This is a genomic window from Thalassospira profundimaris, from assembly GCF_003326755.1.
Lineage (GTDB): Bacteria > Pseudomonadota > Alphaproteobacteria > Rhodospirillales > Thalassospiraceae > Thalassospira > Thalassospira profundimaris_B.
The window spans coordinates 81491-104079 of record NZ_JPWH01000006.1 but is presented as its reverse complement, the minus strand read 5'-3'; the positions used below and the strand labels follow the sequence as shown (position 1 = coordinate 104079).

Sequence of the window (22589 nt, the reverse complement as noted above, 5' to 3'; positions counted from 1 at the left end):
TTGACGGTGAAATACTTTGATTGTCTATTCATCGAAATATTCACCTATGGGTTATTAAAAGACAGGCGGGAGAGCGGTTTTGCCGGGTAAATCAGTTCCATTCAGTGTTCGGCTGCCAGCGGAAGATGCTGACTTTATTGCGTCTTTGGAAGTTTCCGGTGCTGTTACACCCAGCGACAAAATAAGGCAGATTATTTCCGATGCACGTCTTCGGAAGCAGACAGGCCAGGATTTCAATGACGTTCTTAAAGCGATGCAGGAGGATTTGCGGCCATCCGTTGACAATTTGCGCAATCTTGAACGCGAAGCGGGTGTCGACTCTGAATTGATGCACTATGTCGCCGACTGGCTGTGTGAAACGCTGGCCGAGTTTATGTGCAGTCCTGAAAATACCGATGATCTTGTCCGGTACGAGGCCCGGCTGGCGCAAAGGGCGGTGAAACTGACTGAATATATCCTGCGTCTCGCCATTACCGAGGATGCACCCTGCTTTGATCCCGGATTGATGACCAACACGACCAAACGTATTGTTGAATTGGCGCACGTTATTGACGCGCAAAATCAAAAGGAGAAGGCCAATGTCTGAAGGATTGTCAAGCCGCGTGGGCCGTATCATCAGTGGCGGTCTGAATGCCATTTTGGATGCGGTTGAAGATGCTGCACCCGAAGCCATCATGGAACAATCCGTGCGTGAAATTGACGACGCGATTACCGAGGTGCGCGATGAACTGGGCAAGGTTCTTGCTGCCAAGCATCTGGCAAACAAAAAGCTTTCCGATAAAAATTCCGAACATGAAGACCTGTCGGACAAAATCGAGATTGCGATTGGCGAAGGGCGCGATGATCTGGCTGAAACCGCAGTTTCCCATCAGCTTGATATAGAAGCGCAAATTCCCGTTTTGGAACAAAGCATTGCCGACGCCGCCGAGAGAGAACGCGAACTTGAAGGATATGTTGCCGCCCTTCAGGCGCGCAAACGCGAAATGAAAGCAGAATTGCAGCGTTTTCGCGAGGCGCGTGAGGCCACCAGAATAAATGCGTCGGGCCAGACGGCAGAGGCTTCTTTGGGGCAGGGCGCCTCCAGGGCAACCCAGGCGTTTGAACGTGTGATGGACCGTCAGGGCGTTGCTGGCTCTGGTGGCATGACAGCGCCGAAAACCGCAGTCCAGCTTCAGGAACTTGAAACGCTGGCACGCAAAAACCGGGTGAACGAGCGCCTGGCGGCGATCAAGACTCGCCTCAATAAATAAGTGGTTTGGTGATGTTCCTGTCCTATCTGAACGAAACGTCGAATTTCCCGTTTTCGGTTTCTCTGGTTATCGTGGCGATTTTGGCGTTAATCGAGGGCATTGGCCTGATTATTGGTGCGGGAATATTCGGGTTTCTCGATGGTTTGTTGCCCGATATTGATCTCGATATTGATGTCCCGGATATGACAGCACCGTCCATTGGCGGCCAGTTTCTGACCTGGCTGCAAATTGGCCGCATCCCTGCGATTTTTTCGCTGATCGTTTTTCTGGTCGCATTTGGCCTGATCGGTTTGTTTCTGCAGGGAATGGTCGCTGCCGTTTTGGGGGCGCCTTTGCCTGCCCTTTTGGCCTGTATTCCGGCTTTGGTGCTGTCCATGCCGGTGTTAAGCGTTGGCAACAGGGCACTTGCGGCGATTATCCCCCGTGATGAAACATCGGCTGTTTCCCACGACAGCCTGATCGGCAAGCCAGCGGTGATTACCGGCGGAGAAGCCCGAAAGGATTACCCCGCCCAGGGCAAGCTCAAAGATCAGTATCGGCAGACGCATTACATCCTGATCGAACCTGACAATGACCAGGACATTTTCGCCCAGGGACAAAAGGTGCTGTTGGTGCGCAGGCACAAATCCATTTATTTCGCCATCCCGATTGAATCGGATGGTTTGATTGACTGAATTTTATCCAATGACGGCTGCTGGAGTATTCTGAATGTATGACAACAATACGGGTATGTTTGACGGGCTGATCGGTGTCGGCTCGGCAGCGATTATCATTGTTGTGGCACTTTTGACGATCGGGTTTATCCTGATGCGGCTTTATGTGCGCGCGTCCAAAGAAATTTCTTTTGTCCGTACCGGTTTTGGCGGGCAAAAAATCATTATGAATGGCGGGGCGCTGGTTTTTCCGATCCTTCATGAAACCATTCCCGTTAATATGAATACGTTGCGCCTTGAAGTGCGCCGCGATGATAATCAGGCACTGATCACGCGGGATCGCATGCGCGTTGATGTGGTTGCCGAATTTTATGTGCGGGCCCAGCCCACCGAAGAGTCTATTGCCGCGGCCGCCCAGACGCTGGGTAAGCGGACGATGCAGCCGTTGGAATTGAAAGAACTGGTTGAAGGCAAGTTTGTTGATGCCTTGCGCTCTGTTGCCGCCGAAATGACGATGGAAGAGCTGCATGAAAAAAGAACCGATTTTGTTCAGAAGGTGCAGCAGGCCGTTACCGAGGATCTTTTGAAAAACGGTCTGGAGCTTGAATCGGTTTCCCTGACGGGGCTTGACCAGACCGGGATGGAATTTTTCAACCCGAATAACGCGTTCGATGCCGAAGGTTTGACGCGGTTGACCGAAGAAATTGAACGCCGCAAGAAAATTCGCAACGATATAGAGCAGGAAACACAGGTTCAGATTAAAACCAAGAACCTGGAGAGTGAAAAACTGCATTTGGCACTTCTGCGCGACGAAGAATATGCCCGTCTTGAACAGCAGCGCGAAATTGAGGTTCGCAAGTCCACCCAGTCTGCCGAAATTGCCCGCCATCGGGCAGAGCAGGAGCAGGCGGCACAACAGGCTGAAATTACATCCGTTCAGAATGTCGAAAAGTCCAAAATTACTGCAGATAAAGGGATTGCCGAAGAGCGGATTGAAATGGAACGGTTGATCCGCGAACGCGAAATTGAAAAGCAGAAGGTTATTGAACTGGCCGAGCAGGGCCGTGCCATTGCCATTGCCGAAAAATCCAAAGAACAATCCGAAGCCCAGTCGAATGCCGATGAGGCCCGTGCCAAGGCTGTACAGGCCGAAGAACGTGTTGCAACGGCCCGTGAACGCGAAATTGCCGAACGTCAGAAGGCGATTGAGCTGATTGAAGCGGCCAAAGAGGCCGAACGTCAGGCGATTAGTGTCAAGGTTGCGGCCGAAGCCGAGAAAATGGCGGCTGCCGACCGTGCCGAAGCCTTGCGCGAAGAAGCCGAAGGTGACGCCGCAGCGGAAAAACTGCGTGCTGAAGCCGCCGAAGTTCGCTACCGCGTTGATGCGGCGGGGACACGCGCGCTTAATGAAGCGCAAAATGTGCTGTCAGCCGAACAGATTGCCATGCAGATCAAGATCAAGCTGATTGAAAATCTTGATCAGATCATTCGCGAAAGTGTCAAGCCGATGGAGAATATCGACGGTATCAAAATCATTCAGGTTGATGGTTTGACCGGTGGTTCGTCTGGCGGTGCTGGCGGCAGTGATGCCAATGGCGGCGGAAGCCTGGCGGACAATGTTGTGAATAGTGCGTTGCGTTATCGCGCCCAGGCACCGCTTTTGGATTCTTTGTTAAAAGAGGTTGGGATCAATGGTGCCGATATTAACAGCATGGCTTCGATTTTGCCGGGTCTGACAGATACCGTATCGCAGTCAAAATCTGACACCGCATTGGACCCGCAATCTCACGCCAGCGGCAATGCCAAGGCCGACGATGATACGGAAATTGATGCCTCATTGGCGTCCAAAGAAATGTCGGCCGATAAGGTCACTCGCCCGCAAGAACCGAAAATCTGATCTATTCTATAGCTAAGCAAAAAGCCCATCCAGATGCCGCTGGATGGGCTTTTTCATAGCGAGGCGGGTTATTTCGCTGTGGAATCCTCGGTATTCTTTTTCTTGTCACCAATTTTGGGCTCGGTGCCATTTAACAGGCGACGGATATTGGTGTGATGGGCTGCCCAGACGATAATGGCCAAAAACAGGGCAAGCCAGCCTGCGCCGACATCATGTGCGACGAAAAATGCTGCCAGCGGGGCCACGGCAAGGGCCATCAGGGCCGAAAGCGAGGAGATACGGAAAATCAGCGCCATGACCAGCCAGGCCAGGCAGGCAATAACACCCATTATCCAGTTGACGGCCAAGAGCGTGCCCAGCGTGGTGGCAACACCCTTGCCCCCCTTAAAACGCAGCCAGAGCGGGAACATATGCCCTACCACGGCGGCCGCCCCGGCAAAAATGCCCTGTTCCGGCCCGTAAAAATAGGCAAATAGCAGGGCGGCGGCTGCCCCCTTGCCACTATCGCCAATCAGAGTTAGCAGGGCGAGAAACTTGTTGCCGGTGCGCAGCACATTGGTGGCACCAATATTGCCCGAGCCAATGGTGCGGATATCGCCCAGGCCCGCCAGGCGGGTCAAGACCAGACCAAAGGGAATGGAGCCGAGAAGGTATCCGCACACAACAGCAATTTGCAGGGACATTAATGTTGCCTTGTAGGTGGCATCGAGTTCCATGATCAGGACCCTTCAATACAGCTGGGGTGTGTAAAAACTTCGCGTCCATCGATCAGGGTGCGTAAAACAATACCCTGGATCAAACGGCCGTCAAAAGGCGAGTTCTTTGATTTCGACTGGAACTTGTAAGGATCGATCTTTGCCGGGCGGCCCGGGTCGAAAACCACAATATCCGCTGCACTGCCTGCTGCCAGCGTGCCATGATTTTCGAGTTTCATCAGCTTTGCCGGGGCATGGGTGATTTTGCCAATTGCATCAAGCAGTGACATATGCCCGTTGTGATAAAGCTCCAGCGTGATCGGCAGCAGGGTTTCAAGACCCACTCCACCAGCCGCTGCCTGGGCAAAGGGCAGACGTTTGCTGTCCTGGTCCTGCGGATTATGGTCCGATGCGATCGCATCAATCGTGCCATCGGCAAGGCCCATGACAATTGCCTGGCGGTCATCCTCGGCGCGCAGGGGCGGGGACAGCTTGGCGAAGGTGCGATAGTCGCTAACGGCATTTTCGTTTAAGGCAAAATAAAACGGGGCCGTGTCGCAAGTGATTTTAAGGCCGCGCTTTTTCGCCCTGCGAATAACCTCGACGGATTCACCGGTCGAAATATGGGCGAAATGCAAACGGCCTCCGGTCATTTCCGCCAGGCGAATATCACGTTCGATCTGAATGACTTCTGCCAGCGGCGACACACCGGAAAGACCCAGCCGGGTGGCAAGTTCGCCACTATTCATATGGCCGCCGCGCGAAAGCTCCGGTTCTTCGGGATGCTGAACAATCATGCCATCGAAAAAGGTGGTATAGGACAGGGCCTGGCGTAATAAACGCGCACTGGCAATGGTTTGCACACCGTCGCAAAAGGCAACCGCCCCGGCCTGATGCAGCAAGCCCATTTCAGTGATTTCATGGCCTTCAATGCCCTTGGACACCGCGCCATAGACAAACACCTTGGCAAGGCCGACCTTGCGCGCCCGGCGGGCGACAAATTCCACCCCGGCCACATCATCAATCACCGGGTCGGTATTGGGCAGGGCGATCATGGTGGTAACACCGCCCACAGAAGCCGATTTACCCGCCGTTTCGATGGTTTCCTGATGCTCGAACCCCGGTTCGCGCACCTGAACGCGCATATCCACCAGGCCCGGTGCCAGGCATAGCCCCTGACCATCAATAACCCGGCAGTCCGATGGCAGTTTATCGCGGGTAATGGACGGGCCGACTTCGGCAATGACGCCATCCTGAATCAATAGCCCGCCGGTTTGATCCAGGCCGGTGGCGGGGTCCAGCAGGCGCACATTGACAAAGGCGGTCTTGCCGCTGGCTTTGGCGCGAATGGCAGGCATCATGAATGGCCCCCTGCAAGGTTTCGGTGATTTTGAACCAGCATTTCCAGGGCGGCCATGCGTACGGCAACGCCCATTTCAACCTGTTCGCGGATGACGGAGCGTTCCACATCGTCGGCGACTTCGCTGTCAATCTCGACACCCCGGTTCATTGGGCCGGGGTGCATGATCAGCGCATCGGGCTTGGCATTGGCCAGTTTGGCGCGATCAAGACCGTGGAAATGGAAATATTCGCGCACGGACGGGATAAAACTGCCTTCCATGCGTTCCAGTTGCAGGCGCAACATCATGACGATGTCACAATCCTTCAGGCCTTCTTCCATATCGTGGAAAATCTCCACGCCCATGCGATCAATTTTGGAAGGGATCAGCGTAGGCGGGGCAATCAGACGCACCCGCGACCCCATCGTGTTAAGCAGCAGAATATTGGAACGTGCGACACGGGAATGGGCGATGTCGCCACATATTGCCACTGTCAGGCGATGCAGGCGCCCCTTGTGGCGGCGGATCGTCAGCGCATCCAGCAGGGCCTGGGTGGGGTGCTCATGGCGGCCATCACCGGCATTCAAAACCGCACAATTCACCTTTTCGCTGAGCAATTTGACGGCACCGCTATCGGCATGGCGCACAACGAGGGCGTCGGGATTCATGGCATTCAGGGTCATGGCCGTATCAATCAGGGTTTCCCCCTTTTTGACCGAACTGGTCCCCACCGTCATATTGATAACATCCGCCCCCAGCCGTTTGGCAGCCAGTTCAAAGGATGTCAGTGTTCGGGTAGAGTTTTCATAAAACAGGTTAACGACCGTGCTGCCTGCAAGGATATTGCTGGTTTTATCGGCAGTGCGGTTTTTTTCCGCATAATGCTGGGCACGATCCAGAATGAGGGTGATTTCCCCGGGGGTCAAACCTTCGATCCCCAGAAGATGTGGATGCGGATAGTGATCCGCCGCTGGTCCCATGACACTCATGGCGTTGCACTTGTTCCCTGGCTGCATACTGATTGGAAAATTGCGTGCGGAGCATAGCGAATTGCACCTGTTACGGAAAGGTGAAATATCAAATTTCACCCTGTCCGCCTGGTCAGCATTTGAAGCGTTAAAATGTTGTGCTGTCGGGGCTTAGGCTGCGTGAAGCAAAATAGCCAAAACCGGCATGGTGCCAATGGCAACCAGGGTTTGCACGGTGATGATGCTGGCCATCATTTTGGCGTCGCCCCCCATCAGGCGTGCAAGAACATAGGCACTGGCCGAACAGGGCAGACCTGCATAAAGGGCAAGGGCTGCCATATCTGCCGATGACATGGCAAATGTCATTGCAAGGCCGATGGCGATGGCCGGGCTGAGAACCAGTTTCCCAATCGTCGATGCCGCCACTGGCCCACCGGCGCGCCGGGCGGCTTGCAAATCGATCCCGGCCCCCACGGCAAGCAGGCCGATGGGCAGGGCGGCACGGCCCAAAACCTCCAGGAAGGGGCCTAAAATGGGGGGCAGTCCCAGCCCCGATATATTTGCGAAAATGCCAAAGACACAGGCCATTAACAAGGGGTTGCGGCAGACATCGCGCAGAACGGATAAAAAACCGGTTTTGCGGTTATTATCCCCCCACCAGGAACAGGCCATGACCGAGAGAACATTGACCGTTGGTACAACAAGCGCGACACATAGTGCCGTAACTGTCAGCCCGCGTTCGCCCAGCAAAGCTGCCGCCACGGCAAGACCAATATAGGTATTGGGGCGAATGGCCCCCTGAAAGATCGATGAAAAGGCGGCATTGGATACCCGTAAGGCCGGTTTGGTCATAATGACCAGGGCGGATTTGATAAAGACGGTACCTAAAATGACGATGGCAATACCCGTCACAGGCAGGCTGCCAAGGTCGGCCTTGGCTGTGTTGGAAAACAGCAGGGCCGGAAAGGTGATAAAATAGGTCAGTTTTTCCGCCCCGGGCCAGAAGGCATCAGGCAAAAAGCGCGACTGGCGCAGGGTGAAACCCGCCAGTATCAGGCCAAAAGTCGGAATCAGGGCAGAAAGAATGGCGAGCATGGTTTCGATCTATCGCAAAAGGAAGGATAACTCGATAGGGCAGTTTGCGAGCTTGTGCAATGTTTTGCAGTCCGTCGGGGCACATGCAAGCGCAATATCGCGCGGCAAAGTTGCGTTGAATGCAATTTTTCTATGCCTTTTTGGTGGAAAGCCGCTTATGACTATAATGCTTGCAAAAACCAGTTTCGGTTGTGGATTTCGGCTGATAATCGTGCCATTTGGGGCGTTTATAGAGTAAAAAAACAGCGACAGGCTTGCGTCGTGGGATGCGATAAACCCCCAATTGTGTCGATAAAAGGGGGAATCTATAAGGAGATGACAGATATGGTCAGGGCGATTGATCATCTGGTGTTATGTGTGCAGGACTTGGATGCTGCCTGTGACCGGTACCGTAAACTGGGTTTCCGGGTGACACCAAAGGCCGTTCATCCGTTTGGCACCGGAAATGCGCTGGTGCAGCTTGACGGGATGTATCTGGAATTATTAGCGGTGCTGGATCCGGAAATGATCGGCCCGGACGAGCTTGACCAGCCTTTTTCATTTGCCGTTTATAACCGCAATTTTTTACGCTTGCGGGAAGGCATGTCGATGCTGGCATTGCAATCGCAGGATGCACACGCTGACCGGGCGGCCTTTTTGCAGGCGGGTGCGGCTGTGCCTGACGTGTTTGACTTTGCCCGCAAGGGTGAAACACCGGATGGAAAACAGGTTGATCTGGCGTTTTCGCTGTCTTTTGCCAGCCATCCATTGTTGCGGCATGGTGTGTGTTTTTCCTGCCAGCATCATCACCCGACGGAGAATTTTTATTTCCCCGAATATCAGGATCATCCCAATAGTGCCTTTGGCATTGATCAGGTTTTTCTGACCCACTGGGCGGCGGAAGCCGTGGAAGAATTTTTTTCTTCTATGGCCTTGAACCATATTGTTGATGTGAGCCATCAGGATGAATTGTTGGCGCGTTACCCGGTGGGGGATAGCATTTTGCCCGATGATGGCTTTGCCGGTTTCCGGTTGCTGGTGAAGGATATGGAGGCGATCCGTCCGGCGGCGTTTTCATTGGGCGCGGTGGAATGTGGTGACATGCTGGTGCTGCCACCCACGCACATGTTTGGCGTGACGATGGTGATTGCCCAGCAAGAAGCCGCCTGAACGATTGTTCGGCGGCTTTTGATGGCAAATCGATTATGAGAGCGCGGGGGCAGAATTATTCTTCTTCCCCGTCGTCATCTAAATCTTCATCATCGTCATCGACAAGGCCCGGGTCGGTATGAAGATTGAGATTATCAAGCGCACCTTGCAGGATGTAACCTGCTGCGGCTTTATCAACCACATCGGCACGGCGTTTGCGCGTCATGTCGGCTTCACCGATCAGGATGCGTTCAACGGCCGAGGTTGACAGGCGTTCGTCCCACAGCAGAACTGGCAGATCGATATGCTTGTCCATTTCATCGACAAAGGCATAAACGCGATGGCAGGCCGTGCCAATCGTGCCATCCAGCTCGCGCGGGAAACCGATGACAATGGCACCGACATTCTGCTTTTCGATGATCGAGGCCAGCTCGACAATGTCGCGGGTGAATTTCTTGCGCTTGATCAGGCTGTAGGGCGTTGCGATTTGCAGCCCGACATCCGAAAGCGCAACACCAATGGTTTTGGTGCCCAGGTCCAGGCCCAAAATCCGCGCTGCTGGTGAAAGGTACCGCAGCAATTCCTGAGTATCATTACATATCATGGCGACCTTATAGGGCTGGTTCGGGAAAATTGCCAGTGCAAAGCATGATGAAACTGGCAATTCAGTCATGCCGTTTTGGCAGGATCGGGCTGGGATTTTCAACAAATTTCATTTTGAAGCAAAAACGCGCGTGAAAGTAGGGTGCACGGCCCTTGCCGCCAGGCGTTCCGGGTGCTAGGTTCCGCGCTGTATTTTCAGTTTCTGGCGGACGGCCGTTCGCCGGGTGTTTTGTCATTCCTTAAGAGAGACTTTCATCCATGTCGTCTTTGGATAAGGAAACAGTACGCAAGATCGCCTTTCTGTCACGTATCAACGTGTCCGAGGAAGGCCTGAGCGAACTGGCGGGAGATTTGACCCGTATCCTCGATTTTGTTGAGGAACTGCAAGAAGTTGATGTCGAGGGCTGTGACCCGCTGACATCGGTTGCCGATCTGACCCTGCCGTTGCGCAAGGACGAAGTCACCGATGGCAATATCCAGCAAAAGGTGCTTGCAAATGCACCCATGACCGATGCTGGCTGTTTTGTTGTGCCGAAGGTGGTTGAATAATGACGGATCTGACAAAATTAACGCTTGCCGATGCCCGTGACGGGCTGGCAAAGGGCGATTTTACATCGGTTGAACTGACCGAGGCCCATATCAAGTCGATGGATGCCCATCGCAACCTGAATGCCTATATCACCGAAACGCCGGAAAAGGCCGTTGAAATGGCGAAGGCATCCGATGCCAAGCGCGCCAAAGGTGACGCGGGCAAGATGGAAGGTCTGCCGATTGCGATCAAGGACCTGTTCTGTACCGAAGGTGTGCAAACCACGGCTGCGTCGCATATTCTGGAAGGTTTCAAGCCGGAATATGAATCCACCGTGACAACCAACCTGTTTAATAACGGGGCGGTCATGCTGGGCAAGGCAAACCTTGACGAGTTTGCAATGGGGTCGTCCAACACCTCGTCCTATTACGGCAACGTGATCAATCCGTGGAAAACGGCGGATGGCAAGGATCTGGTGCCGGGCGGGTCATCGGGCGGGTCGGCTGCGGCTGTTGCGGCGGGCATGGCCCTTGCGGCAACCGGTACCGACACCGGTGGTTCGATCCGTCAACCGGCATCCTATTGCGGTATTGTGGGCCTGAAGCCGACTTATGGCCGGTGCTCGCGCTGGGGGATTGTCGCCTTTGCAAGCTCGCTGGATCAAGCTGGCCCGATGACCAAAACCGTGCGCGATGCAGCCATCATGCTGGGCGCGATGGCCGGGCATGATGCCAAGGACAGCACGTCGGCCCCGGTGGCGGTGCCTGATTTTGAAGCTGCCCTGACCGGTGACATTCGCGGCATGAAAATCGGTATTCCCAAAGAATACCGGGTTGATGGCATGCCCGAAGAAATCAACAAGCTGTGGGAAAACGGCATTGCCATGCTGCGCGATGCCGGTGCCGAAGTTGTTGATGTTTCCCTGCCGCATACGAAATATGCACTGGGCACCTATTATATTGTCGCCCCGGCAGAGGCATCGTCAAACCTGGCACGCTATGATGGCCTGCGCTATGGCCAGCGTGTGATGGAAGACGGTGACAGCCTGGACGATATGTATATGAAGTCGCGTGCTGCGGGCTTTGGCAAGGAAGTCCAGCGTCGTATCATGATCGGGACATATGTGCTGTCGGCGGGTTATTACGATGCCTATTACAACAAGGCATTGAAGGTGCGTCGTCGCATTTATCAGGATTTCGAGAACGCATTTGGCACCGTTGACGCCATATTGACGCCGACGGCCCCGTCGGCGGCCTTTGCGATTGGCGAGAACGAGGATGATCCCGTCAAGATGTACCTTAATGACGTGTTCACCGTTCCGGCCAGCCTTGCCGGGCTTCCGGGGCTGTCCGTGCCAACCGGTCTGTCATCGGGCGGGTTGCCGCTGGGTTTGCAGTTGATTGGCAAACCGTTTGACGAAGAAACTGTCCTGCGTGTCGGCGGCGTGCTGGAAAATGCCGCAGCCTTCAATGCAAAACCGTTCGGGCAGGAGGGCTGATCCATGACCTATATTCTTGAAGGTTCAACAGGTCCTTGGGAAATTGTTGTTGGTCTGGAAGTTCACTGCCAGGTCATTTCCAAATCCAAGCTGTTTTCGGGGGCGTCGGCCTCTTTCGGGAGTGATCCGAACACCAATGTCAGCCTGGTTGATGCAGCCATGCCCGGCATGTTGCCGGTGATCAATGCCGAATGTGTGCGCCAGGCGGTGAAAACCGGTTTGGGCCTGAAGGCAAAGATCAACAAGGAAAGCGTGTTTTCGCGTAAAAACTATTTTTACGCCGATCTGCCGCAGGGTTATCAGATTTCGCAGTTTGACAAGCCGATTGTCGGTGAAGGCACGATCATTCTGGATATGCCTGATGGTTCGACCAAGGCCGTTGGCATTGAACGCCTGCATCTGGAACAGGATGCCGGGAAGTCGATGCACGACCAGGACCCGAAATATTCGCATATCGACCTGAACCGGTCGGGTGTGGCGTTGATGGAAATCGTTTCCAAGCCCGACATCCGTTCGCCGGAAGAAGCTGGTGCCTATCTGACCAAGCTGCGCGCGATTGTGCGGTATCTTGGCACCTGTGATGGCAACATGAATGAAGGGTCGATGCGTTGCGATGCCAACGTTTCGGTCCGCAAGCCCGGTGCCGAATTTGGGACACGCTGCGAAATCAAGAACGTCAACTCCATCCGTTTTGTGATGCAGGCGATCGAGATCGAAGCCATGCGCCAGATCGAGGTGATCGAAGGTGGCGGCGAGATTTTGCAGGAAACCCGCCTGTTTGACCCGAAACTCGGTGAAACGCGCTCCATGCGGTCCAAGGAAATGGCCCATGATTATCGCTATTTTCCCGACCCGGATCTGCTGCCGCTGGTTTTTGATGATGCGTTTATCGCGGAAATCGAAAAAACGCTGCCGGAGCTGCCTGACGAAAAGAAAGCCCGTTTCATGCGTGAATATGGCCTGTCGGCCTATGATGCGGGTGTTCTGGTCGCCGAACAGGAAAAGGCCGAATATTACGAAAAGGTCGCCAAGGGCCGTGATGGCAAGATGGCGGCAAACTGGGTGATCACCAATCTGTTTGGCGCGCTGAACAAGCTGGGCGTTGATGTTTCGGAAAGCCCGGTTTCGGCGGAGAACCTTGGTAAACTGATTGGCCTGATTGGCGATGACACCATTTCCGGCCGGATCGCCAAGGACGTGTTCGAGATCATGATCGAGACCGGTGACGATCCCGAAAAGATTGTTGAGGAAAAAGGTCTGAAGCAGATCACCGATACCGGCGCGATTGAAGCGGCCATTGACGAAGTCATTGCCGCCAACCCGGACAAGGTTGAAGAAATCCGTGGCGGTAAGGACCGTATGCTGGGCTGGTTTGTTGGCCAGGTCATGAAATCCACGGGCGGCAAAGCCAACCCGGGCATGGTCAACAAGATGCTGCGCGACAAGATCATGGGCTGATTGCCAGATCTGTTCGATATTTGCTGCAAAAGCCGTTCTTCATCATTGAAGGGCGGCTTTTGTGCGTTCAGGCGGCATTTCCGTCCTGTTTTTGCGCGATGGCGGCGGCCAGCATGGTTAAGGCCTGTTGCAATGGGTGCCGGGTAGTTTCATCGGCCAGGATATCGTCTGTTGCATAGTTTTTGCCATTCAGGGCGATTGTTACGCAGGCATCATGCAGGATGATCGCATCCATCGTGCCGATGGTGTCAATCAATGCCGCCTGGGCGATGGTGGCGCGCCCCGATGCGTTTAAGGCGACAACCGGCATCGACATGAATTCTCCGCTCGCAACCGTCCAGTCCAGCGCATTTTTGATTGCGCCTGTGACGCCGTGGGCATATTCCGGGCTGGCGACCAGCACGCCATCTGCGCGCTTTAGCTGGTTTTTGAAATCCAGCACGTTTTGCGGTTCACGGCCTTCATCATCGGGGTTGAAGATGGGCAGGGTGCCCAATCCTTCAAACAGTGTAATGGCAAGGCCGGTTTCCGGGGCCAGTTTTTGGGCGGCTTGCAGAAGTGTCCGATTGATGGAGGCTTGACGCAGGCTGCCGCAAATGGCCAGCACGTTGGCATGTGATGCAGGCATTTCATTCCTGTTTATTGGCTGTTTGATGCTTAATGGATGTCGAACAACAATTTAGCAGTCTCGCAGCGCCATCACCAATGATGTTATTGGTCACTATCACGGACGATAATCGCGCGGTGATGCCCCCAATATCCGTTTGAACATGCTGGTAAAGGCCGCAGGATTGTCATAGCCAAGGTCAAGCGCAATGGTGGTAACGGCATCACCCGCCGCCAGCCGGGGCAGGGCGGCCAGTGTGCAGGCCTGTTGGCGCCATTCGATAAAACTAAGCCCGGTTTCACTGCGAAACAGGCGGGTGAAGCTGCGGCGGCTCATACCCAGATCATGGCACCAGTGATCAATTGTGTCATGCGCGCTTGGTGCACGCATAAAAATCTGACAGCGCCGGGACAAGGCCGGATGGTCCGGCAAGGGCAGCGAAAGCGGCACCCCGGGCATGGTGCGAATTTCATGGTCGATCAATGTCATTAACGCACCGTCGCGCCCGTCGGGATCATAGTCGGCCGGAATGCAGACAGCCTCTGACAGCAGGCTGCGCATTAATGGCGAAATGCTGACAACCTGGCACTGCATGGGCATATTGCGGGCCGGGTCAGGGCTAAGATACAGGGTGCGCACCGCAACTTTGCCGATCATGCGGACTTCATGCACGGTGCCCGCCGGGATCCACATGCCACGTTGGGGCGGCATCATCCAGACACCCTGGCTGGTGGACACAATCACCAACCCCGTCATGCCATATAAAAGCTGGTCGCGGTCATGATGGTGCGGGGCGATGACATCGCCATCCGCATAATTAACGCCAAGGCCAATGACAGGCCGGTCAACATCCGGGTATGACGACATTCCAGATCCTGTGCATTTGGCCCAGTTGCATAAGTGATTGACCCTATCGTGGTGGTGGGCCGGTGTCGAGGCATTTAGAATGATGTCAGATATACCGGCACTTTCGCCAAACAACAGGCACATACAGGGTCACTACATGAATAATGCTGCCATTGCCCAACGACGAACCAGCAAGGCGGTTTTCCCGGTTTTGGGGGCCGCCAGTTTTTGTCATTTGCTCAATGACATGATCCAGTCGCTTTTTACGGCGGCGTATCCGATTTTCAAGGGCGGGTTTGACCTTGGTTATGCGCAGCTTGGTTTCCTGACGCTTACCTATCAGGTCACGGCATCTGTTTTGCAACCGCTGGTCGGCAGCTATACGGACCGCAATCCTAAACCCTATTCCCTGTCATTTGGCATGGGGGTGTCGCTGTTGGGGCTTCTGGTTTTGGCCTATGCCAGCAATTTTGTCATGCTGTTATGTGGCAGTGCGCTTTTGGGTATGGGGTCGTCGATTTTTCATCCGGAATCCTCGCGCTTGGCGCGTCTGGCGTCCGGCGGGGCGCATGGTCTGGCGCAGTCGATTTTTCAGGTGGGCGGCAATGTCGGCTCGGCGATTGGGCCATTATTGGTGGCGTTTGTTGTTTTGCCTCACGGGCAAAAAAGCCTGGCCTGGTTTGCCGTGGTTGCCCTGGGCGGCATGGTGATTTTGGCCGGGTTGGGCAACTGGTACAAGTTGCAGGGACATGCCAAACCGTCCGCCCGCAAGGCCCCCGTGGCGCATTCCCATTTAAACCGGTCACAGGTATCACGCGCGCTAACGGTGCTGTTTTGCCTGATGCTTTCAAAATGGTTCTATCTGGCAAGTTTTACCAGTTATTATGTGTTTTACCTGATGGACCGTTTTACCCTGACAGAAGGACAATCGCAGATTTACCTGTTTGTCTTTTTGGCGGCCGTTGCGGCGGGAACCCTGATTGGCGGGCCGATTCGCGACCGGATTGGCCGTAAAAAGGTGATTTGGGTTTCCATTGCCGGCACATTGCCCTTTGCGCTGTTTTTGCCTTATGTCGGGATTGGCATAACCATCATTCTAAGCGTGATTATCGGCTTTGTTATTTCATCGGCCTTTTCTGCCATTGTTGTCTATGCCCAGGAACTGGTGCCAGGCCGGATTGGCATGATTTCCGGGCTGTTTTTTGGTCTGGCATTTGGCATGGGCGGGATTGCCGCAGCATTGCTGGGCGTGCTGGCCGATGCAACCAGCATCTATTTTGTCTATCAGCTTTGTGCCTTTTTCCCGGCAATCGGCTTTTTGGCGGCGTTGCTGCCGGATATTGAGCGTGAAACTGCGTAATTTGACGAGGGATATGAAAAAGGCCGCCTGACATTTGCCTGGCGGCCTTTGTGTCCGGATTGCGGTGCTGATTTAGCCAACCTGTTGGGCGGGGTAGCCTGCTTCATCCAGGGCGGCAATAACAGCCGCACTATCGGGATGACCCGAAACCGTAACCAGACCACCAGCCAGGTCAACCTCAACCTTTTCAACGTCATTGACGCTGCTGGCGGCTTCGGTGACAGCTTTGACACAGTGGCCGCAGCTCATTTCTTCGACTTTAAGTTTCAGCATGGCATTTCTCCATCCGTTTGTCTGGCAGCAGTTTGAACCCTCCAGTAGATGGAAGGTCAAGCCATTTTCAGGAGGCCAGCAATTTCATGGTGGCATTTGCCGCAAGTTCGCTTGAGGCCGGGTTTTGTCCGGTGACAAGTTTGCCATCGGTTACGGCAAACGGAGCCCAGTTGGCGCCTTTTTTATAGCTGCTGCCAGCTTTTTTGAATTCCTGCTCGATCGAAAGTGGCACAACCGCTTCCAGCCCGACGGCCTTTTCCTCTTCATCGGTAAAACCGGTTACTTCCCGGCCTTTGACCAGCGGATCCCCATTGGCGGCTTTGGCATTGACCAAGGCTGCCGGACCATGACACACGGCACCGACCGGTTTGTCCTGGGCGACGAAGGCTTCGATCAGGGCAATGGAATCAGCGTCAGTTGCCAGGTCCCATAGCGGGCCATGACCACCGGGGAAGAAAAGGGCATCAAAATCGTCGGCTTTCAGGCCCTGAAGTTTAACCGTCGAGGCAAAGGCCTGTTGCGCGGCTGTGTCCCCTTCAAAGCGTTTGGTGGCATCCGTCAGGGCATCGTCAGCCTGGCTGTTGGGGTCAATTGGCGGTTGTCCACCCTTGGGGGATGCCAGTGTGACGGTCGCACCACCATCGATAAAGCGATAATAGGGGGCGGCGAATTCTTCCAGCCAGATGCCGGTCTTGTGGCCGGTGTCCCCCATTTGATCGTGCGATGTCATGACCATTAAAATACGCATAGTCTGTAAACTCCTTGGCATAATTTGTCGCCGATACATAAGGAGGATGTTTGCGATACGCCAGTGCAGACAATGCCGGAAAGTTCACAGTAATGATGTGAACGTTTTTATGACAGCAAAAAGCGAATTTCGGGTGCCAACAGGTGCCAGGCCACCATCCACATTACGCCTGCGGTCACGATATCAATAATTTTCCAGGTGATGGGTCGGGCGATATAAGGGGCCAGCCAGGCAGCGCCAAGGGCAATGGTAAAAAACCAGATGAAACTTGCGCTGATTGCGCCAAGGGCAAAGGCGAAGCGTTCGCTTGAGGGAAATTGCCCGCCAATGCCGCCCAGAACAACGACAGTATCGATATAGACATGTGGGTTTAACAGCGTTATTGCCAGTGTTGCCGTCAGAATGGCGCGCCAGCCTTTGGTTGAATTGGCGTTTTCTGTCAGTTTTTCATCCTGGAAAACCCGGATAAAGGCAGAACATCCATACCAGATCAGAAAGGCACCGCCGCCCCAGGCCGCAACTTTTGTTAGTGGCGGGTAGGTGGCAACAAGGGTGCCAAGACCAGCGACACCGGCGGTAATCAGTAAGGCATCGCATAGCGCGCAGACCAGCGCGATCATGACCGGGTAATTGCGCCGCAATCCTTGCGACAATACAAAGGCATTTTGCGCGCCAATTGCGATAATGGCGCTGGCACCAAGTCCCAGGCCGGTTGCATAGGGCAGAAGCATTTTCAAAATCCAGTATGTTCATGTCATCGTTGTTTGCACCGGTGATAACAAGTTTGGAAAATAAGAAAATCGAATTATACTGATGCTTCATTAGAAAAAATGATGCTGATAGATGATCGATTACAAATTGCTGCAGGCCTGTGCCGAGGTGATCCGGCACGGCAGTTTTGAAAAGGCGGCAAGGGCGCTGGGGTTGACACAGTCGGCCGTGTCGCAACGCGTCAAGCTGCTGGAAGACCGGATCGGCCAGCCGCTGATCATGCGGACCAAACCCATTTCGCCAACACAGCCGGGCGAACGCCTGTTGCAACATTATCAGCGTGTGCATTTGCTTGAACAGGAATTGCGCGATGATGTGCCCGATGTGGTGGAAGGGGGCGGATATGGGCATATTGCCCTCGCGGTAAATGCCGACAGTTTGGCAACCTGGTTTCAGGACGTGCCCAAAAAACTGTTTGATGAATTGAGCTTGCTGTCGGATTTAAAAGTACAAGATGAAGTCTTGACCCATAATTTATTACAAACCGGTCGGGTTTTGGGCGCGGTTGGCACACGCGATATTCCGGTGCAGGGCTGCAAGCTGCGCGCGCTTGGGTCCATGCGCTATATCATGGTTGTGTCACCGGGTTTTGCCGCACGTTTTTTCCCAAACGGGGTTACGGCAGATGCGTTGCGTGCCTGTCCGGCAGTTAATTTTTCCGAACATGACGAATTGCAAAACCTGTTTTTCTATCGTTTCTTCGGTCTTGAACCCGGCGAGTTTCCAGCCCATACCATGCCCAGTTCGCAAGGGTTTGTTGCAATGGCAGAACAGGGCATCGCCTATGCCGTGGTCGAGGAACATCAGGCCGAGGCCGGGCTTGCGGCAGGGCGTTTGGTGCAGCCGTGCCCGCATGTCATTGAAAGGCCATTATTTTGGCATCACTGGAATATGGAAAGCAGGCTTTTGTCGCGTGTGACCGATATTGTGTGCGACGAGGCCCGCCGTTTTTTACGCCAGCCGTCAACAAAGCGGCATCTTGCTGAAAAATATCAGTAAATATATTTCCCAGTCGGGAATAAGATGCTATGCACATCGTTTGACATAAAGGAAATTTTACTTCTTACTTCCTGATTGTCGTTGATAATGACAATTCGCGTCTGTCACAGCAGAGAGAATTTCATAAATGTCGCACCGGCTGATTGCCTGTGATCATTGTGACTATCTTCACGTAGAAGAAGAAATTCCCACCGGACATGTCGCACGGTGCGCACGGTGTGGTTCTCCGCTGTATCAAAGCCAGAATAACAGTATTGAACGGTCGTTGGCCTTTGCCTTTGCCGCCTTGGTATTGTTCGTTCTGGCCAATTCATTTCCGATTTTGCAGTTCAGCATGGAAGGCCGGAGCGAGACCAATACGCTGTCATCAGGGATGATCACGTTTTGGAATGAAGGCTTCGCCTTTCTGGCTTTCATGGTGGGGTTAACCTCGATAGCAGCGCCTTTGCTGCTGATTCTGGCCTATATTTATGTGTTGTTGCCTTTGCGTTTCGGCTTCAGTTTTCCGGCCATTCGCAAGGTATGGCGTGTTTTGGCAGTGGTTCGGCCCTGGTCGATGCTTGATGTTTTTTTGATCGGTCTGCTGGTGGCATTAACCAAGCTGAGCGACTTTGCCGATGTGATTGCCGGGCCCGCCTTTTATGCGGTGTGCATCCTTATTCCCACAACCCTGCTGATGAGTGCGCAGCTTGACCCGCGCGAGGTGTGGCGCAAACTGGCTCCCAAGGGGCTGAAATACCCGACCACCGACGATATTGCCGCCGAACAGGATGAACCACGTTGGGCCACCTGCGAGGTTTGTGCCTATGTTCTAACCGGCGATGCCGCACATCAACCACATGCCAAATGCCCGTGTTGCGGGTCGGTTGTGCATCATCGAAAACCGCGCAGCCTTTCGCATGCCTGGGCCTTTTTGATCAGTGCGGCGGTTTTTTATATTCCGGCCAATGTTTTCCCGATCATGAGCGTCACCATGCTGGGCAGTACCGAGGCCGATACCATCCTTTCAGGGGTAAGTGCACTGATCGATGCCGGGGAATGGCCGATTGCGATGGTGGTATTTTGCGCCAGTATTGTGGTGCCGGTTTTTAAACTGGTGGTCCTGGCCTGGGTTTATACTGCGGCAGGTATGGGCGTTGCCGGGCCCTTGCGCCAGCGCACGCGGATTTATCGCATTACCGAACTGATTGGCCGCTGGTCGATGATTGACGTGTTCATGGTGTCGATTTTGGCAGCCTTGGTAAAACTGGGGAATATTGCTACCGTTGTGCCGGGGTTCGGGGCAGTGGCATTTTGTGCCGTGGTTATTTTAACGATGCTTTCCGCGATGGCGTTTGATCCACGCCTGATCTGGGATCGCGCGATACTGAAAATGCAACAAGGGACGCCATCATGAGCGATGACAACCAGAACCGGGGGCAATCAGAGCCGCAAAAACCCGAAATCCGGCGCGGATTGCAAAACCTGTCACTTATCTGGCTGGTGCCGCTGGTGGCGGTTGTTATTGGTGGCTGGCTTTTATGGCGCGAGGTGGCATCGAAGGGACCTGAAATTACGGTGACATTCCAGTCGGCCGAAGGATTGACCGCAGGCAAGACGGCGGTGCGCTATCGTGATGTCGATGTTGGCCTGGTCAAGGAGATCAATCTGTCGGATGATTTCAGCAATGTTGTGCTGGTCCTGCAGATGAATGCAACGGTTGAAGATTACCTGACCGATAAAACCAGGTTCTGGGTGGTGCGTCCACGGGTTTCCTCGCGCGGGATTTCCGGTCTCGAAACGATTGTAACCGGGGCCTATATCGAAATTGTGCCAAGCAAAGAGGGCAAACCGGCCAAAGAATTTGTGGGATCGGAAGAACCACAACTTATTGCCGATGGCAGCGATGGGACCCGATTTGTCCTGACAGCCAATGAACTGGGGTCGATCAGTTCGGGCGCGCCTATTTTGCTGCATGGGGTGTCTGTGGGCGAGGTTCTTGATACATCGCTTGATGCTGCCGCCCAGAAGGTCTCGATCCCGATTTTCATCAAGGCGCCTTACGACAAACTGGTGACGAATGATAGCCGGTTTTGGGATTCAAGCGGTGTCAGTGTGGATTTGAATGCCCAAGGGGTATCGATACATGCGCAATCGATCCGGTCGGTTATCCAGGGCGGGATTAATTTTATGACCCCACCGGGCAATGAAACAGCGGCACCTGCGAAGTCCAATACGGTGTTTACGCTCTATCAAAACCGCAAACAGGCCGAAAGCCTGGTTCAGGGCTATACTCAAAAGTTCATTTTATATTTTGAAGGGTCGGTTCGTGGTCTTTCGGCGGATGCACCGGTCGAGTTTCGCGGTATTCGCGTTGGAACCGTTGATAGTGTCAATCTTGAATATCTCAGCGATAAAGGCATCTTTCGCGCACCCGTTGAAATAACGGTGGAGCCGGAGCGTATTCAGACAGTGGGTGCCAAACCTAAAAGTGCCGCTGAATACAAGGCCGTTCTGGATCAACTGATCGAACATGGCCTACGGGCGCGTCTTAAAACCAGCAGCTTTCTGACTGGTCAGCTGTATGTGGATATGGACATGTATCCGCTGGCGCCAGCACGATATCTGGGTGATGACACTGGCGGTAACGGTCTCCAGGAACTGCCGACACTCCCCAATCAGATTGATGAGATTACGGACTCCCTCCAGTCCCTGCTGGCCAAGGTTGAAACGGTGCCGATCGAACAAATCGGGATGCGGGTTCTGGGCACGGTGGAGGGGATGGAAAATCTTGTGACCTCGCCAGAGCTTAAACAAAGCATCAAGAGCATCCAGCAGGCCAGCGACGGTATTAACCAACTTGTATCGCACCTAGATGCCAGTGTTTTGCCAGCAACTGAACAGGCATTGGATGAAGCCCGCAAGACTTTGACGGATTTGCGCGATATGACGGCCCCGAATTCGCCGGTCAGATATAATCTTGAGGAATCGCTCAAGGAAATTTCGACGGCTGCCCGTTCGGTGCGCACGCTGGCAGATTATCTGGAACAAAATCCCAACGCCCTGATCCTGGGCAAATCCGGCAATCAGGAGGAATAAGATGGCTTTTGTATCTGGTAAACGCAAAGTGAGCCATATTCTGAAGAGACAGGTTGCTGGTCGTTCCGGTGCTGGACTGAAACGGATCTGCCAGGTTGGTGCCGTTGCGGGAATGGCGGCTTTGCTGGCGGCGTGCAGTACCCCGGAAGCCGGGCGCTATTTTGTTTTGTCGTCGGTTGCGCCAACGCAGTCCATGCCTTCAGGCGTGGTGAATGCGGTATTGGGGGTGGGGCCGATCTCGCTGCCCTCGCATTTGGATCGCGCCCAGCTTGTTTTGCGGACCGGCCCCAACGAGCTTTATTTGCGCGAAAATGATAAATGGGCCGAGCCGCTTGATGAAACAACCCGGCGGATATTGACCCAGGATTTGCAAACACGCTTGACCCCGAAACGGATCGAGACCTTTCCCTGGAACAGCCGGGATGGTGTGAACTGGCAAATTGCGGTTGATGTGGATAATTTTGAAGCCCAGCCTGACCGGACTGTTCGATTGAATGCACAATGGAAGATTATTGATTTTTCCAGCGGGCAAATTGTGCTTTCCCACCGGTTTGATCAAAGAATTAAACCGGCCTCTGCCAGTAGCGCGGATATTGTTGCCGCCATGAGCCAATTGTTGGGAAAGTTGGCTGACGAGATTTCACTTTCTTTTGTGTCATCCTGACAAATAATTCTGCGATTAAAACGTAAAGAGAAGACAACTTTTCTGCGAAATGACAGTTTCACAGAACAGTCATCCGTCTTTTCAAAAGATAATGCTATCCCGTGCGTCATCAATACTTTGATGGGGCTT

Annotated in this window: 23 protein-coding genes; 13 read left to right on the top strand and 10 right to left on the bottom strand. The window is 53.9% G+C overall.

What is annotated here, in order from left to right:
* Positions 1–79 precede the first annotated feature (79 nt).
* Genes TH25_RS09050 through TH25_RS09035 form a run of 4 tightly spaced genes read left to right on the top strand, consistent with a single transcriptional unit; the run spans position 80 to position 3800 of the window.
* Positions 80–586: a hypothetical protein gene (locus TH25_RS09050; RefSeq protein WP_114088106.1), complete on the top strand. Its 507-nt coding sequence runs from the start codon at positions 80–82 to the stop codon at positions 584–586.
* Positions 579–1250, top strand: a complete 672-nt coding sequence (locus TH25_RS09045; protein WP_114088105.1) for a PspA/IM30 family protein — start codon at positions 579–581, stop codon at positions 1248–1250. The genes TH25_RS09050 and TH25_RS09045 overlap by 8 nt, the downstream gene beginning before the upstream one ends.
* An 11-nt stretch (positions 1251–1261) precedes the next feature.
* Entirely contained in the window at positions 1262–1924 is a 663-nt protein-coding gene (locus TH25_RS09040) for a YqiJ family protein (RefSeq protein ID WP_114088104.1), read from the top strand.
* 34 nt (positions 1925–1958) lie between these two features.
* Positions 1959–3800, top strand: a complete 1842-nt coding sequence (locus TH25_RS09035) for a flotillin family protein (RefSeq protein ID WP_114088103.1) — start codon at positions 1959–1961, stop codon at positions 3798–3800.
* Positions 3801–3868: 68 nt separating this feature from the next.
* Here the strand turns inward: TH25_RS09035 and plsY are convergent, their stop codons facing one another.
* From plsY to TH25_RS09015, 4 genes are all read right to left on the bottom strand, one after another.
* Positions 3869–4516: a glycerol-3-phosphate 1-O-acyltransferase PlsY gene (gene plsY / locus TH25_RS09030; protein ID WP_114088102.1), complete on the bottom strand. Its 648-nt coding sequence runs from the start codon at positions 4514–4516 to the stop codon at positions 3869–3871.
* A 2-nt stretch (positions 4517–4518) separates the two neighbouring features.
* Positions 4519–5856, bottom strand: a complete 1338-nt coding sequence (locus tag TH25_RS09025; protein WP_114088101.1) for a dihydroorotase — start codon at positions 5854–5856, stop codon at positions 4519–4521.
* Positions 5853–6815: an aspartate carbamoyltransferase catalytic subunit gene (locus TH25_RS09020; RefSeq protein ID WP_114088210.1), complete on the bottom strand. Its 963-nt coding sequence runs from the start codon at positions 6813–6815 to the stop codon at positions 5853–5855. Before TH25_RS09020 ends, TH25_RS09025 begins: the two co-directional genes overlap by 4 nt.
* Positions 6816–6974: 159 nt before the next feature.
* Complete coding sequence (locus TH25_RS09015; protein ID WP_114088100.1) at positions 6975–7898, bottom strand: AEC family transporter; 924 nt, start codon at positions 7896–7898, stop codon at positions 6975–6977.
* A 315-nt stretch (positions 7899–8213) separates the two neighbouring features.
* On the opposite strand from TH25_RS09015, the gene TH25_RS09005 reads away from it, so the two are divergent.
* Positions 8214–9047, top strand: a complete 834-nt coding sequence (locus TH25_RS09005) for a VOC family protein (protein ID WP_258549091.1) — start codon at positions 8214–8216, stop codon at positions 9045–9047.
* Between the two features lie 55 nt (positions 9048–9102).
* On the opposite strand, the gene ruvX is transcribed toward TH25_RS09005, so the two are convergent.
* Positions 9103–9630: a Holliday junction resolvase RuvX gene (gene ruvX, locus TH25_RS09000; RefSeq protein ID WP_114088209.1), complete on the bottom strand. Its 528-nt coding sequence runs from the start codon at positions 9628–9630 to the stop codon at positions 9103–9105.
* Positions 9631–9887: 257 nt separating this feature from the next.
* On the opposite strand from ruvX, the gene gatC reads away from it, so the two are divergent.
* Genes gatC through gatB form a run of 3 tightly spaced genes read left to right on the top strand, consistent with a single transcriptional unit; the run spans position 9888 to position 13114 of the window.
* Complete coding sequence (gatC, locus tag TH25_RS08995) at positions 9888–10178, top strand: Asp-tRNA(Asn)/Glu-tRNA(Gln) amidotransferase subunit GatC (RefSeq protein WP_073954284.1); 291 nt, start codon at positions 9888–9890, stop codon at positions 10176–10178.
* Positions 10178–11656 (top strand): Asp-tRNA(Asn)/Glu-tRNA(Gln) amidotransferase subunit GatA, encoded by a 1479-nt coding sequence (gene gatA / locus TH25_RS08990; RefSeq protein ID WP_114088097.1) that lies wholly within the window; start codon positions 10178–10180, stop codon positions 11654–11656. Before gatC ends, gatA begins: the two co-directional genes overlap by 1 nt.
* Positions 11657–11659: 3 nt before the next feature.
* Positions 11660–13114: an Asp-tRNA(Asn)/Glu-tRNA(Gln) amidotransferase subunit GatB gene (gene gatB, locus TH25_RS08985; RefSeq protein ID WP_114088096.1), complete on the top strand. Its 1455-nt coding sequence runs from the start codon at positions 11660–11662 to the stop codon at positions 13112–13114.
* 67 nt (positions 13115–13181) lie between these two features.
* On the opposite strand, the gene TH25_RS08980 is transcribed toward gatB, so the two are convergent.
* Positions 13182–13742, bottom strand: a complete 561-nt coding sequence (locus TH25_RS08980) for an NADPH-dependent FMN reductase (RefSeq protein WP_114088095.1) — start codon at positions 13740–13742, stop codon at positions 13182–13184.
* A 96-nt stretch (positions 13743–13838) separates the two neighbouring features.
* Positions 13839–14588, bottom strand: coding sequence for an AraC family transcriptional regulator (locus TH25_RS08975; RefSeq protein WP_114088094.1), 750 nt, complete (start codon positions 14586–14588; stop codon positions 13839–13841).
* 136 nt (positions 14589–14724) lie between these two features.
* Between TH25_RS08975 and TH25_RS08970 the strand changes: the two genes are divergently transcribed.
* Complete coding sequence (locus TH25_RS08970; protein ID WP_114088093.1) at positions 14725–15927, top strand: MFS transporter; 1203 nt, start codon at positions 14725–14727, stop codon at positions 15925–15927.
* Positions 15928–15999: 72 nt separating this feature from the next.
* Here the strand turns inward: TH25_RS08970 and TH25_RS08965 are convergent, their stop codons facing one another.
* The 3 genes from TH25_RS08965 to TH25_RS08955 all read right to left on the bottom strand — a co-directional run bounded on the left by TH25_RS08965 (position 16000) and on the right by TH25_RS08955 (position 17679).
* Positions 16000–16200, bottom strand: coding sequence for a heavy-metal-associated domain-containing protein (locus tag TH25_RS08965; RefSeq protein WP_114088092.1), 201 nt, complete (start codon positions 16198–16200; stop codon positions 16000–16002).
* 67 nt (positions 16201–16267) lie between these two features.
* Positions 16268–16948 carry a type 1 glutamine amidotransferase domain-containing protein gene (locus tag TH25_RS08960; protein ID WP_114088091.1) on the bottom strand — a complete coding sequence of 227 codons (681 nt, stop codon included), beginning with the start codon at positions 16946–16948 and terminating at the stop codon, positions 16268–16270.
* Positions 16949–17055: 107 nt separating this feature from the next.
* The gene (locus TH25_RS08955; RefSeq protein WP_114088090.1) at positions 17056–17679 is read right to left on the bottom strand and encodes a LysE/ArgO family amino acid transporter; all 624 of its coding nucleotides are present in this window, start codon (positions 17677–17679) and stop codon (positions 17056–17058) included.
* A 112-nt stretch (positions 17680–17791) separates the two neighbouring features.
* Between TH25_RS08955 and TH25_RS08950 the strand changes: the two genes are divergently transcribed.
* From TH25_RS08950 to TH25_RS08935, 4 genes are all read left to right on the top strand, one after another.
* On the top strand, positions 17792–18718 hold the full coding sequence (locus TH25_RS08950) for a LysR family transcriptional regulator ArgP (RefSeq protein ID WP_114088089.1): 927 nt from the start codon (positions 17792–17794) through the stop codon (positions 18716–18718).
* A gap of 127 nt (positions 18719–18845) precedes the next feature.
* On the top strand, positions 18846–20114 hold the full coding sequence (locus TH25_RS08945; RefSeq protein ID WP_114088088.1) for a paraquat-inducible protein A: 1269 nt from the start codon (positions 18846–18848) through the stop codon (positions 20112–20114).
* Positions 20111–21796, top strand: a complete 1686-nt coding sequence (locus tag TH25_RS08940; RefSeq protein WP_114088087.1) for a PqiB family protein — start codon at positions 20111–20113, stop codon at positions 21794–21796. The genes TH25_RS08945 and TH25_RS08940 overlap by 4 nt, the downstream gene beginning before the upstream one ends.
* A gap of 1 nt (position 21797) precedes the next feature.
* Positions 21798–22460: a PqiC family protein gene (locus tag TH25_RS08935; RefSeq protein WP_114088086.1), complete on the top strand. Its 663-nt coding sequence runs from the start codon at positions 21798–21800 to the stop codon at positions 22458–22460.
* The last annotated feature ends 129 nt before the right edge of the window (positions 22461–22589 follow it).